The following is a 12,453-nucleotide window of genomic DNA, read 5'->3' as shown; positions in this document are numbered from 1 at the left end:
CTGATTTCTCACCAATCAATACCTCTGGGATCACCTACTCTAGAGAGATGCCGTGCAGGAAACTACCGACGAATCGCAAGAGTTCTGCTCCAAATGCAACCAGCTGTAAATTTCCCGCGATCTGCTGTAATAACTCAATGAAACTTAAACCTTCCCGCAGCGGCGAAAAAATAAATATAACAACGGAGAGACAGTCACCCAGACGTGAAATCTTCACTCATCGCGCGCTGACCTCGACCAGGCAACTCATGGCGTTCGGCCCCTGCGTCAGCGGCGAGGTGCCGATATCCAACGTCAGCACATTCGGGTTGCCCGCCTGCTCGACCGGCCGGCGCTGCGCGTCGTAACCCGGCTCGAACCAGGCGCCGGTCGCCATCAGCACCACGCCGCGCGTCACGCCGTCGGTGAGGGACGCCCCCGCCAGGCAGCTGCCGCGCGCATTGCTGACCAGCACTTCGGCGCCGTCCGCCACGCCGCGCTGCGCCGCGTCTTCCGGATGCATATACAGGGTTTCGCGGCCGGCAGTCTTATTGCCCTGCGCCAGCGGCGCCGGATCCATCTGGCTGTGCAGGCGATCGCTCGGTTGGATGGAGATCAGATGCAGCGGCCAGGTTTTGGCCTGCGGCGCGCCCAGCCACTCCACCGGCGGCCGCCACTGCGGATGCGGCGCGAAATCCTCGTAGCGATAACCGGCGATCCGCTCGCTGAACAGCTCGATCTTGCCGCTGGGCGTCTGCAGCGGATTAGCCTGCGGATCGGCGCGGAACGCGTCAAAAAAGACGAACGCCTTGGCCGGCGCGGGCAGCTCGACATAGCCCCGGCGCCAAAAATCCTCAAACTCGGGCCAGGCGACGCCGGCGCGCTGCTGCGCTGCGCCGCATTGCCGATAGATCTCTTCGATCCAGGCTCGCTCGTCGCGGTTTTCGGTAAAGCGTTCGCGATAGCCCAGGCGTTCCGCCAGATCGGCGAAGATATCGAAATCGTTGCGCGCCTGATGCTGCGGCGCAATCGCCTGATGCATCGCCAGCACATAGCGATCGCGCGAGGAGCCGCCGATGTCGTTGCGCTCCAGCGAACTGGTGACCGGCAACACGATATCCGCCATTTTGGCCGCCGCCGTCCACCAGATATCTTGGACGATCACCGTATCCGGCTTCTGCCAGCCTTCTACCAGCCGGTTCAGCTGCTGATGGTGATGGAATGGGTTGCCGCCGGCCCAGTGCACCAGATGGATATCCGGGTATTGCCGCGTCTCGCCGCAAAACTGATAGGCTTCGCCGGGGTGCAGCAGCATGTCGCAGATGCGCGCCACCGGAATAGCCAGCCCGGCCGGGTTTTCCCCTACCGGCATGGTCGGCGCGGGGGTGTCCACGCGCGGGTTGCCGACGCCGTTCATCGAGCCGTGGCCGAACGAGAAGCCGCCGCCCGGCAGCCCCACCTGGCCCAGCATCGCCGACAGCGCGATCATCATCCAATACGGTTGTTCCCCCCGATGTGCGCGCTGCACGGAGTAAGAACAGGTGATGAAACTGCGCACGCCGATCAGTTGCCGCGCCAGCAGCGCAATGCGCGCCGCTGGAATACCGGTAATGGCGCTGGCCCAGCCGGGGGTTTTCGCCACGCCGTCGCTCACGCCGTTCAGGTAATCCGCCAGCGGTTGATAGCCCACGCAGTGGCTGTGCAGGAAGGCTTCATCCTGCGCGCCAAGCCGCTGGATTTCGTAAGCCAACGCCAGCATCAGCGCCACGTCGGTATTCGGCCGGATCGGGATCCATTCCGCGTTGACGAACTCGGGGCAGTCGTCGCGCATCGGGCTGATGTTGACAACCGGCGTGCCCTTGCGCGCCAACTTTTGCAGCCAGGGCTTGAGCGCATGTTCCGCCGCGCCGCCGGAAGAGACCTGGGCGTTTTTCAGCGCCAGCCCGCCAAACGCCACAAACAGCTCGCAATGCTCCACCACGCTCGGCCAGCTGGTAACGCGCCCGGTCAACGGCGAGAAAGTGCCGATCACATACGGCAGGAAAAACTGCGCCGCGCCCCAGCTGTAGTTGCCCTGCTGGTCGACCCCGCCGCCGCCGCTGAAATAGAACCGCCGCACCAGCGAGCGCGCATGATGCAAACGCCCGGCCGACGACCAGCCATAAGAGCCGGTAAACAGCCCGGAGGGACCGTAGCGATCGCGCACCCGGCGATTCTCTTGCGCCACCAAATCGAGCGCCAGCTCCCAGTCCACCTCGACGAAATCTTCCCTGCCGCGCAGCGTACGGTCGCTGCCCTCGCGCTTTTGCAGCCACGAGCGGCGCACCGCCGGCTTGCGGATGCGTTTGTCGGAGTAAACCATCGGGACGATGGAATCGAGCAGCGGCGAAGGATCGGGATCGTCGGCGAAGGGTTCACAGCGGATAAGCCGGCCGTCTTCAACCACGGCGGTATAAGCGCCCCAATGGGCGAGCTGCGGATAGCGTTTAATGGACATGGCATTCTCGGCGCAAATCGGAGTGCACAGACGTTACCTCAGCCCGTCGCCAGTGCCAACGTACAAATTGCGCTATCGTTCGGCAGCCGGTGGTTATGCGCGCAGACTCGAAGAGATTCTGCAACGGCCACCACAAGTTGCGCACGAGACCGCTTGCAGCCCCGGTGGTTTTCCGCAAAACTGGGGGATGTAAGCGATTACCCAGGATGTGTTGACTGATATGGCTACGATAAAGGATGTTGCCAGGCTGGCGGGTGTTTCCGTGGCCACGGTATCCCGCGTGATAAACCATTCCCCCAAGGCCAGCGAAGGGTCGCGCACCGCGGTGCTGGCCGCCATGGAACAACTGCAGTATCACCCTAACGCCAACGCTCGGGCGCTGGCGCAGCAATCCACCGAGACGCTGGGCCTGATCGTCTCCGACGTTTCCGATCCCTTCTTCGGCGCGATGGTCAAAGCGGTCGAGCAGGTAGCCTACGCCACCCACAATTTTCTGCTGATTGGCAACGGTTACCACGACGCGGAAAAAGAGCGCCAGGCGATTGAACAACTGGTGCGGCATCGCTGCGAAGCGCTGGTGGTGCACGCCAAAAGGCTGAGCGATCAGGAGCTTTGCGGCTGGATGCAACAGATCCCGGGCATGGTGCTGATCAACCGCACGCTGCCGGGTTTTGAAACGCGCTGCGTGGCGCTCGACGATCGCTACGGCGCCTGGCTGGCGACCCGTCATCTGATCCAGCAAGGGCATCAGCGCATCGCCATCATCTGCTCCACCCACCAGATTTCCGACGCCACCGACCGGCTGCAAGGCTATCTCGACGCGCTGCAGGAGCACGGCATTGCGGTGGATGAAAAGCTGATCGCCTACGGCGAACCGGACGAGATCGGCGGCGAACAGGCGATGACCGAATTGCTCGGCCGCGGCCGTTCGTTCTCCGCCATTACCTGCTACAACGATCCAATGGCCGCCGGCGCGCTGTCGGTGCTGAGCGACAACAGCGTCGATGTGCCGGGGGAAATTTCGCTGATCGGTTTCGACGATGTGCTGATTTCGCGCTACCTGCGGCCGCGCCTGACCACTATTCGCTACCCTATTGTAGCGATGGCAACCCAGGCGGCAGAGCTGGCCCTGGCGCTGGCCAACCGGCAGCCGCTGCCGGAAATCACCAACATGTTCAGCCCGACGCTGGTGCGCCGCCACTCGGTCGCCACCCTCAACAACGCGCACGACTAGCAGGCGATTAAACGTGATGGAAACCGACGGCCGTTCCTCCGCAGAAACGCTGTTTTGGTTCGAAACACCGCTTCAGGACGGTTCGATCCTCCGCACGGTTCGATACGCCGAACCGGCACCTGAGCTCGTCATGTGGCATGCGCGGTATGATCCGCGACGCTTTTCCTTTCGCCCGGCTCAAACGCAAGAGGCGTTGCGTCTCGCCGGATTAGAAAAGAGGCCGATCAAGCGCCAGGCAGAATATTGGGCTGGGCGAAACCTGATGATGCTGGCATTCGGCCTACAGACACCGCCAGGCCGAATGCCATCCGGCGCACCGCACTTGCCGAGCGGCGTCAGCGGCTCACTCTCGCATTCGTCAGACAATATTTTACTGCTGGCGGGGCCGGAAGGGGCATACACGGGGGTGGATATCGAACGCCGGTTAACACCGATCGCTCTGCAATCGGTCATCAACCGGGTGGCGACACAGGCAGAGCAACGCTGGCTGCATGACCTGGCGGCTTCGCAGCAACAGCTCGGCGCAACCGTGCTGTTCTCCGCGAAGGAAACGCTGTTCAAAGCCCTTTGCAGTAAAATGAACGTCAACCCAGGCTATGCTGCCGCAGAAGCCCCGGCCCCACCGCAGCACGGCGTTCTGTCTCTCAAGCTGACCCGAAATTTAGGCCCCGGTTTGGACAGCGGCCAATGTTTCGAACTCAGCTATGCTCAGATGAACGATTTCATGCTGACCTGGTTATGTCAGTCTTCAATATGAACTTTGGCTAAAAACCGCTTGTCTTCCTTTTCCACCAACGGCACAGCCTCTTTCAACGTTCGCAATCCGTGCGGCGTCAAGGTTATCAACCGCTCTCGCCGATCCAGTAAAAAAGGCTGCACCGTGATCAGCTGCCCCTGTTCCAACTTGCGTAATAACAGAGAGATCTGCATCTTCTGCACACCGGATTTTTCAACGATCATTTTTTGCCTGACCGTGCCATCCTGCGTCGCCTGATAATTCTGCTTTGACAACCAGCCAATCACCGCCAGAATGCTGAAGCTCTGCTGCGTCAGATGATAGGGAGCCAGGGCAATATCAATCTGCCTTTGCCACTGCAAGAACGTTTGCCAGAATCTGAAACCAGGGCTTTCCATCGGCGAACGGTGTGAGAATGTCGGCCTTGCATCATCTTCGGTCATCATGTCTTATCTCCCTTTAAATCTTAAAATTAGAGGGAGAGTTTACCTCAATGTCTTATCCTCGGTTAACGCCCGCTGACTCAGTTCCTGCATCGCCTGCCGCAAATGGGTTTTTATCTTCCCGCCAATCAGACGCCCAAACACGGGAGCCAACAGGCCCGACATGGTCACCGAGTGGCAGATTTGCGCTGTCTCGTCCTTCCCCTGAGGGGAAATATACTCATGATCGAACGCCAGGCGCGTCAGGGGTAACTGCGCCACATCAGAGAAAGATCGCAGAGGCACAATATCGCTGAGGAGGAATTTCACCTCCGGGCCGCTGGTGGGTTTCATCCGGCCAACGGTGCCAACAATGAACTCTCCTTCCAACCTCACCCACTCCAACTCACTGTCCCAACAGGGCCAAGAGGCGGCGTCTTGCCACATCGCCCAGATCTGCTCCGGCGTTGCCCGGGTTGCCACTTTTTCGCTGTAAGTCCATGTGAACATATCCATACTCCTTGCTGTTAAACGTTAAAAAAGCCTCATTTCGCCGGCACGCCGCGCGTACGGAGAAAACAGAATGGCAGCGCCAATGCAACCATCAGCGCAGCCGTCACCGGTAGATATGCCATGCCGTTCAGCGCCACCTGGCGTGTGGCGATAAAAGAACTGAGAGCGAGCCCAAGATTAAACGCCGAAACATTAAAGCTAGCCGATAAACGCGCATTGGCTTGCTCCGCCTCGACAATCGCCCAGGTCTGCACCATTGGTGCCGTCGCGAACGCGCCAAAACTCCAGGGCAATAAGAAAACGATGGGGTTGAATGAGCCGGCGCTCCAAAAGAGCCCGGCCAACCCGACACACTGCAGCAACACGGCGATAATCAGCGCCCTCTGCAAACCGAGCTGACCCGGCAGTATGCCCCCAAGGATGTTGCCCACTAAAGAGCCGCCTCCGACCATCGCCAGAACGAGCGCGACCGAGCCGACATCCAATGCGGCCACATGAGCAAGCCAAGGTTCGACATACGAGAAAAAGACAAAACCGCCGCCAAATGCCAATACGGTGAAACAGTACGGTCGGATTAACGCCGGATTGAACAGCGTGCTTCGCAGCAGCGCGCTACCTCGGGGTACCGGCAGCGCCGGCCCAAAACTTTCCGGCAAAACGAACTGCAACAAACCGCCGCTTACACATGCCACCACCGCTATCGCCTGGAACGGCGCCTGCCAACCATAATCCGCCGTCGCCAGCATCCCTAAGGGGACGCCCAGCACCATCGCCAGCGTCAGACCGGAAAACATCAAAGCGATGGCTATCGGCGCACGCCGCTCGTCGAAGATCATCGATAAACTGGCGGAGGCGATGCTGAAATAGACCCCATGTATCGCACCGGCGACAATACGTAACGCCAACAAAGAAGCCAGGCTGGACGCCATCGCCGAAGCGGCGCTCACGACGGCAAAAAGCAACATCAAGCCAACGGCCAGAGAACGCGCGTGTAAAGATAGCGTCATTCGCGTCAGCAACGGTGCGCCAAGCGCAATTCCTGCCGCATAGGCGGTGACCAGCAATCCCATCTGCGACAGTGGCGCATCCAGCTCACCGGCCATTTGTCCCAACAGACCAATGACGATAAATTCGGACAGGCCTGCAGAAAATGCCGTGGCGGCAAGCACCGTCATCATCACGGCTGAAATGGCGTTTTTTGACATCGGACGTTCTCACTTCATAAAGGTTGCACACACAAAATCAGCCAGGCGCTCCCGCAAGACCGTGACCAGTTCAGGCCGATAAACGCGGCGATAGCACACGCACAACCCGCTTTCGCGCTCATATTCCCAAACGCCGGATTGCAGCAGCACGCCCTTACTGTCGCGCGCACCGATGAAAATGCGATCGCCACGCCGCCGACGGGTAATCGTCAGGCGATCAATGCCGTCCAGTCCGGCCAACTCCAGCAGCACTTTGTGAGCGGAGAGGGGATGCCAGGCGATGGTTTTTGACCAAGCACGCACTAAAGCCGGCCACTCCAGACGGCGAAAAAAATCCTCCCGAGTGAGCTGATCGAACACCACAACGATGGATGAAGAAGCCGTCATTTGTCCCCCTGCATCGCCTTTCTCAGCAAGGCGGCATCATGAGGGCCGATCTCGAAAAATCCGCGACGCGCCAACATTCCCCAGTGAGAATCTGCGGTGAATTCCAGTCCCGCGACCTCTTTCAGCACCACTGGCTGAAAGTGTCTATTGAAAACAACGTCTTTACGGTGTGGGGTGAAACCGGGAAACTGTTCCACCTGATACACGTCGTCGTTTTGGAAAACACAGTGAAACTCGACGGTTTTCAACACGTCCCCGCCCCCCATCTCGCTGCGGGGGCAATAAATAAACACCTCGTCGCCGGAGCGGGTTTTCCGCAGCGGCCCGGCCTTGCCATGGCAGACTTGCAGAAATCCCGACTCAGCGGCAATACGAGCGTGAGCCTGCGATATAACGGCAATCCAATGTTTCATGCCAGCGGCTCCTCCTGGACGGCGAAAGCAGCGAGACGCTGCACGCTGTCAATGACATCGGCGCGCAATTTTTGCAACAGGGGTGGCGGCAATGCGCTCCCGTTCTCCCCCGGAATAGCGCAGATTGAATGGAGCAACTGAACGCTTTGCCGATCCTCACTCAGGGTCAGCGTATGGCCGAAAGAGAGCAATCCCATCGGGCTATTGGCCGTCGTAGTGAAATGCGAACCCTCAACCAATGCGGTCACATTAACCGCGATCGCGCCAGGGCCCCCGTTCGGTAGCACCGCGAAGCGTTTTCCTAAAACCAGGCCATTCTCCGCCGCATCAGTCCCCCGCAATGAAGCATCCCAGCGGTGCCAATTCGCCAATTCGTTCCAGGCGGCCCACACATGGGGGGCTGCGGTTACGGGAATTTCGACGGAGTGGTTGAAAATGAATGCGTTGCCGTTAGCGGTTGTCATGATGATAAAGCTCCTGATGAGTGGTTAAGGCCGCGACAATCGCGGTTTCACTGTCTTGGGAAGAGAAAATGCTGAACGCGCCGAAAACGGCCGGTTTGCCCTGGACAATGTCATGACGACCGACTTTTTCAGGTATCGCTTCAAAAGTCCCCACCACGACCGCTCCGATCTTGTTGTTCTGCAAGTCACGCAGGAACAGACCATCAATCGCGGCGGCCTGCATATCGATGTCTTTAGTCGCCAACGTGAGTGCTTCGGCGCGATTGCCATGTTCTATCGTCAGATACCCCTGCAGGCTCGCGGGGAACCACGCGGTGGCGACATAGCTGTTAACGCTTTCCAGCGTGACGGCTACGTCGTCGCACATCATGTCGGCCACATAGTCCCAATTGGCGTAGCGGTTGAGGATCAACAGCGGCGTCTCTTTCGGATCGGCATCCAACCTAGCCAAACGCTGGTCAAGGCGATAGTGTTGCCAAACCCCGCCGGCCATGCGCGTCGCGGCGGGCAGCTTACCCCGCTGCCGCCGAGGGATCAGGGCCTCGAAATCCTTTCGCGCAACATGCGTTACCGTTCCAGTGGCGCTCTCGCTCAGTTCGACAACATCGTGATGCAGCACACAGCTAAAAGTCTCAGACATTGCCGTTCTCCATAATCATTGCGGCGTGAATACCCGAAAAGCCGCTGGCCGTTTTCAGCAGCGAGGCCATCGTGGCGGAAACCGCCTGCTCACGCGGAGGAACGGCTTCGTAGGCATCAACCGGCAGCGATTCCGCCGTGGGAGGCAATAGGCCGGTGGTCATCATCTTCCAGGCCAAAGCGATCTCGATCATATTGGCGCCACCTAACGCATGGCCATGATTCCCTTTAAAAGCGGTGATCGGCGGCAGATTTGGGCCAATGACATCGACAAGGGCTTGGTATTCAGCCTGATCGTTTTGCTGGGTTCCTGAAGCGTGCAGATTCACATGGTCGAGCGCCGCGCCCGTGATGTCGGCGTCCCATATCGCCCGTTCAATGCTCTGACGAATGGAACTGCCGTCGGTTGCAATATCGGTCATATGGTATGCGCTTGATACGCAGCCATAGCCGGCAATATGCGGTACAGACGGCGTCGGTTCCTCTGTCGTCACCAAGATCGCGCCGCCGCCATCGGCAAATAAAAAACCGTCCCTGTCATGGCAGAATGGGCGTGACGGGCTACCCGACATGGCGGAGTCATAAGTGCGCGTCGCATTGATTTTGTTGAACGCCTCCAGTGCCAGTGGCGTCAAGCCGAAATCCAGTGACATGATGAGGGCCCGCTTCAGACCAAGACGAGGCATGGTGGTTTTCGCCAAGCCGATCGCCTGCAATCCCGCGCAGCATCCGGTAGGAACGCAGACGAACTTTGTCCCGGCACCATAGGCTGCCGTTTCCGCAAATACCGTCTCCATCGAGGAAAAATCCAACTGCTCAAGAGAAACCGGCCGGTCGGCGTAAATATCGTTTTCCACCTCAGCCAGATTGCCAACTGCGCTGGCGAAGAAGATGGCATCAACAGGCGCGTCAATTTCCAGTTGCTCGACGAGGCGGCGGATCGCCTCTTTAAACAACGAAGCGTAGGCGACGATGTCAGAACCACTGCCTGGCACCGTTTCGGCGACAAAAAAATCGCGCCGGCCGGGTAAGCGCGCATGGCCGTAGGCGACGGTACCTTGCAAGATCTGCCGCCAAATCTCATTTAAACTGCCGCCGAGCGGGCTTAGCGCGGCCGCATTGGTGATGTACAGCTTGCTCATTCTATAATCCTTGCAACGGCGCGCGCCCAAGCGGCGCCGCAGTGCAGTTTGATGGGTAATGCGATAAATTCGACCAACCGGGCCGCCTCAAAATCCTTGAGGTTTGCCAGCCGCTCAATCTGGAAATACGGGCGTTGGCGGCCCAGCACATGCGCAGGCCATAAGACCGAACGATCCCGAGTCGCGACAAATTCGCGCGACATCACCGCGAAAGGGGGATCGAGACTGAACGCATCGGTGCCAATCAGGGTGTATCCCCGATCCAATGCCGCCTCGACATAGGGGGCCGGCACACCTTTGAACTCGGTGAAATAACTTGATTCGCCATAGCGTTCGTAAGCGCCGGTAATGAAAAAGACCGCACGCGCCTGCCCTGCGTACCGGTCGAGACGCGCCAGATACTCTCGCCAGTCGAGCTCAACTTCATGCCCCGAAGAGATGCGATCGGTGAAAATAACGGCCTGGCCCATAAAGTTATCAATATCTGCCGCCGCGATGTCGAAGCCATCTGGCGAGTAATGCAGTGGCGCATCAATATGCGTGCCCTGATGGGTCGAAAGCGTGACGATCTCATTAGAAATACCGTAGCCATCCGGCCAATCTTCCGGTGTGATGTCGAAGCCACGGCACAGATGAGCTACGCCGGCAACGTGATCCAACGTATCAACCTGAATCGAGATAGGTTCACCGTTACCGGGATAGAGCGCCGTGGAAATACAGGTGAAAGGTTTCATGAAAACAGCTCCTGCGGTAAATGCGGATCGACTTCTTCATTCGGGGTACGGCGCAGCGCAGCCTCCGGCAGCGACTCGCCGCCGGCCAAAGCCATAATCTGCGAAAACGCTTTCAACACGCCATATTCAGTCAACGGACACGGGGTTGCGCCGGCGTCGCCCAACGGGGTGACATGCGGAATGCGGCAATGCATGACGAGTGGTTGTGGAACAGCAGCGCCGCTAAACAGCACGGCCTCAGGTGACACCCTTGCGCCTTCTTGCTGTTCTAACGCCGCATGCAGTTCGTCATCGGACAGCAAGTCATCCGGGAAACAAGAGCACCCCAACGATACACGCCCTTTACCCACCGGCACCCGAAAGAAAGTGCGCCTGTTGCCACCAGGCGCCGTTTCCGCCCAAAACCTCATGACGCCGTCATGATCTTTAGGTGAGACAGAAACGACGAGATAACGGCAAGCCGTGCGCGCGGGATGAACCACCTGATGCTGATAAGCTGGATCGTTTTTCACCGCTCTGGCTCCGCGACAATCGAAGACCCGGTCAAACCCCTGCAATTCGGCGATCTCACCGACCTCTCCGGTTATCCGGCGCGCCACCGATGCGCCATCAAGCAGTAACCTCGCCAATCGCGTTTTGTCGTAAACCAAGAAATCCTCGGTAGAGGCCAACCGAACTGTGCGCACGCGGGCTCCCTTACGCCAACTCACCTCGGTGAGAGACGGTGCCATTGCGGCAACCCATTCATCTTCCCCGCGTTCCCCCAGCGCGCTGAAAAATGGCCGACGCGGCACAATTTCAGGCATGCCGCTCGCGTGAGGGGTTCCCGGCTGAATCAACGTCGTTTCGCCCAAAGGGGCGAGCAAGCGCGCGGCCATGCCGGCAGTCACTCCGCCCCCTACAATTGCTATTCGCTGTCGCATGACGGGCGCTCCATCAATTTGCCGACATTTTCCCGCAGCAAACCAAACATCTTGCGCGCCATCGTGGGGGTATACGCCGCTTCATCTATCAGCATGCGCCGGCAGACGAACAAAATCCCCGGGTGCTCCGCTTCCGTCCACCAATCGGCCGACAGCGCCTGAATACCCGGTGGTGGAATGAGGTGAATCACGGATATCCGAGAATCCGTACGTGTTCGTTCCACCTCGACCCGGTCCGCCTCAGGTCTGTCAGCATCGAAATGCAGGATAAAGCGCTGCCTGACAGCGCTTTCTTCAATCCGTTGAATGCCGCAAACCCGCTCCAGGCTGCCGAGCCAATGATCCAGCGACCAGATGAGCGCCAGCGGTTCAACGCCGTGCCGCACCCGCTGTTTGGTCAGCAGATTGAGACAAAGCTCAGACATTGCACTCACCGTTGCCAAGGCGCGCCCACGTGCTCAGCGCGGCATGAATGTGCTTTCTAATCAAAATAATGGCTTCATCCGCCTGAGTATCGTCATGCAGTGAGAAACCGTGATAACTGATTAAACGGGTACGTCCATCGGCAAGTGGTTGGAAGCGCCAGCCGCCCTTGTGGCTGCGGAATCCTTTGGGCGGCAACGGTTGGGAAAAATCGATGATCCGATGCTCGTCATTGACATAACGCCAGGACTTAACAAAGTAATCTTGTTTGGTGCCCAGCTCCTCAATATGCATAATGAAACTTTGCAGCCGCCCATCATCCATATCTTCTTCAATTTTAGTGACGTGCGCCAACATCTCCGGCCACTTCCGATAATCCCGAATATAAGAAAAAACCGTCTCTATATCCTGGGATATAATCGTGCTGCCTTGCAATACGAATGGAACATCGGTATGCAGCCAGCGATCCCGATGTGCGGCAAGATAGTTAACCAAGTCGGCAAGCGTTGTGACATTATCCTCATCCAACGGAGCCGCGGAAAGCCCTAACGAAGAAACAATCTCCACCAGGGTCATTAACTCTTGGCTATCCAAACCAAGCCCCTGACGAATATCCTGTTCCATTTCCACACTGTCATTATTAGAGTCTATAACGCCTAATTCAAATAATGTATTAGTAACGTCCAAAGCGGCACGCCGAACACCACAATCATGCAACATGATAAGTTAATCCCTGAGCAGT

At 58.4% G+C, this 12,453-nt stretch carries 15 protein-coding genes; 2 read left to right on the top strand and 13 right to left on the bottom strand.

Features of this window, described 5'->3' with window-relative positions; translation table 11 throughout:
• Positions 1–217 precede the first annotated feature (217 nt).
• Entirely contained in the window at positions 218–2,476 is a 2,259-nt protein-coding gene (locus FUU19_RS17885) for a molybdopterin guanine dinucleotide-containing S/N-oxide reductase (protein ID WP_230490997.1), read from the bottom strand.
• A gap of 220 nt (positions 2,477–2,696) precedes the next feature.
• Between FUU19_RS17885 and galR the strand changes: the two genes are divergently transcribed.
• Positions 2,697–3,710, top strand: coding sequence for an HTH-type transcriptional regulator GalR (gene galR / locus FUU19_RS17880; RefSeq protein ID WP_141966907.1), 1,014 nt, complete (start codon positions 2,697–2,699; stop codon positions 3,708–3,710).
• 16 nt (positions 3,711–3,726) lie between these two features.
• Positions 3,727–4,467, top strand: coding sequence for a 4'-phosphopantetheinyl transferase family protein (locus FUU19_RS17875; protein WP_230491021.1), 741 nt, complete (start codon positions 3,727–3,729; stop codon positions 4,465–4,467).
• On the opposite strand, the gene FUU19_RS17870 is transcribed toward FUU19_RS17875, so the two are convergent.
• The 12 genes from FUU19_RS17870 to FUU19_RS17815 are packed head-to-tail and all read right to left on the bottom strand — an operon-like array spanning position 4,452 to position 12,431.
• Positions 4,452–4,892: a MarR family winged helix-turn-helix transcriptional regulator gene (locus FUU19_RS17870; RefSeq protein ID WP_141960075.1), complete on the bottom strand. Its 441-nt coding sequence runs from the start codon at positions 4,890–4,892 to the stop codon at positions 4,452–4,454. The genes FUU19_RS17875 and FUU19_RS17870 overlap by 16 nt on opposite strands.
• A gap of 39 nt (positions 4,893–4,931) precedes the next feature.
• Complete coding sequence (locus FUU19_RS17865; RefSeq protein ID WP_230490996.1) at positions 4,932–5,378, bottom strand: SRPBCC family protein; 447 nt, start codon at positions 5,376–5,378, stop codon at positions 4,932–4,934.
• A gap of 35 nt (positions 5,379–5,413) precedes the next feature.
• Positions 5,414–6,586: an MFS transporter gene (locus FUU19_RS17860; RefSeq protein ID WP_230490995.1), complete on the bottom strand. Its 1,173-nt coding sequence runs from the start codon at positions 6,584–6,586 to the stop codon at positions 5,414–5,416.
• Positions 6,587–6,595: 9 nt separating this feature from the next.
• On the bottom strand, positions 6,596–6,973 hold the full coding sequence (locus FUU19_RS17855; RefSeq protein ID WP_185742263.1) for a hypothetical protein: 378 nt from the start codon (positions 6,971–6,973) through the stop codon (positions 6,596–6,598).
• A complete protein-coding gene (locus FUU19_RS17850; protein ID WP_141960082.1) occupies positions 6,970–7,386 on the bottom strand; it encodes an EVE domain-containing protein in 417 nt (138 codons plus the stop codon). Before FUU19_RS17850 ends, FUU19_RS17855 begins: the two co-directional genes overlap by 4 nt.
• Positions 7,383–7,850, bottom strand: a complete 468-nt coding sequence (locus FUU19_RS17845; protein WP_141960084.1) for an SRPBCC family protein — start codon at positions 7,848–7,850, stop codon at positions 7,383–7,385. The genes FUU19_RS17850 and FUU19_RS17845 overlap by 4 nt, the downstream gene beginning before the upstream one ends.
• Positions 7,837–8,490 carry a hypothetical protein gene (locus FUU19_RS17840; RefSeq protein ID WP_141966901.1) on the bottom strand — a complete coding sequence of 218 codons (654 nt, stop codon included), beginning with the start codon at positions 8,488–8,490 and terminating at the stop codon, positions 7,837–7,839. The genes FUU19_RS17845 and FUU19_RS17840 overlap by 14 nt, the downstream gene beginning before the upstream one ends.
• On the bottom strand, positions 8,483–9,631 hold the full coding sequence (locus FUU19_RS17835) for a beta-ketoacyl-[acyl-carrier-protein] synthase family protein (protein ID WP_230490993.1): 1,149 nt from the start codon (positions 9,629–9,631) through the stop codon (positions 8,483–8,485). The genes FUU19_RS17840 and FUU19_RS17835 overlap by 8 nt, the downstream gene beginning before the upstream one ends.
• Complete coding sequence (locus tag FUU19_RS17830) at positions 9,628–10,365, bottom strand: cyclase family protein (protein WP_141960090.1); 738 nt, start codon at positions 10,363–10,365, stop codon at positions 9,628–9,630. Before FUU19_RS17830 ends, FUU19_RS17835 begins: the two co-directional genes overlap by 4 nt.
• Positions 10,362–11,243, bottom strand: a complete 882-nt coding sequence (locus FUU19_RS17825) for a hypothetical protein (RefSeq protein WP_230490992.1) — start codon at positions 11,241–11,243, stop codon at positions 10,362–10,364. Before FUU19_RS17825 ends, FUU19_RS17830 begins: the two co-directional genes overlap by 4 nt.
• Before the next feature lie 29 nt (positions 11,244–11,272).
• Complete coding sequence (locus FUU19_RS17820) at positions 11,273–11,713, bottom strand: hypothetical protein (protein WP_141966895.1); 441 nt, start codon at positions 11,711–11,713, stop codon at positions 11,273–11,275.
• On the bottom strand, positions 11,706–12,431 hold the full coding sequence (locus FUU19_RS17815) for an SRPBCC family protein (RefSeq protein WP_202670352.1): 726 nt from the start codon (positions 12,429–12,431) through the stop codon (positions 11,706–11,708). Before FUU19_RS17815 ends, FUU19_RS17820 begins: the two co-directional genes overlap by 8 nt.
• Positions 12,432–12,453 lie beyond the last annotated feature (22 nt).

Source organism: Serratia montpellierensis (assembly GCF_020858655.1).
Classification (GTDB): Bacteria; Pseudomonadota; Gammaproteobacteria; order Enterobacterales; family Enterobacteriaceae; genus Serratia; species Serratia montpellierensis.
Note: the sequence above shows the minus strand (reverse complement) of the source record. Positions and strands in the feature narration are given on the sequence as shown.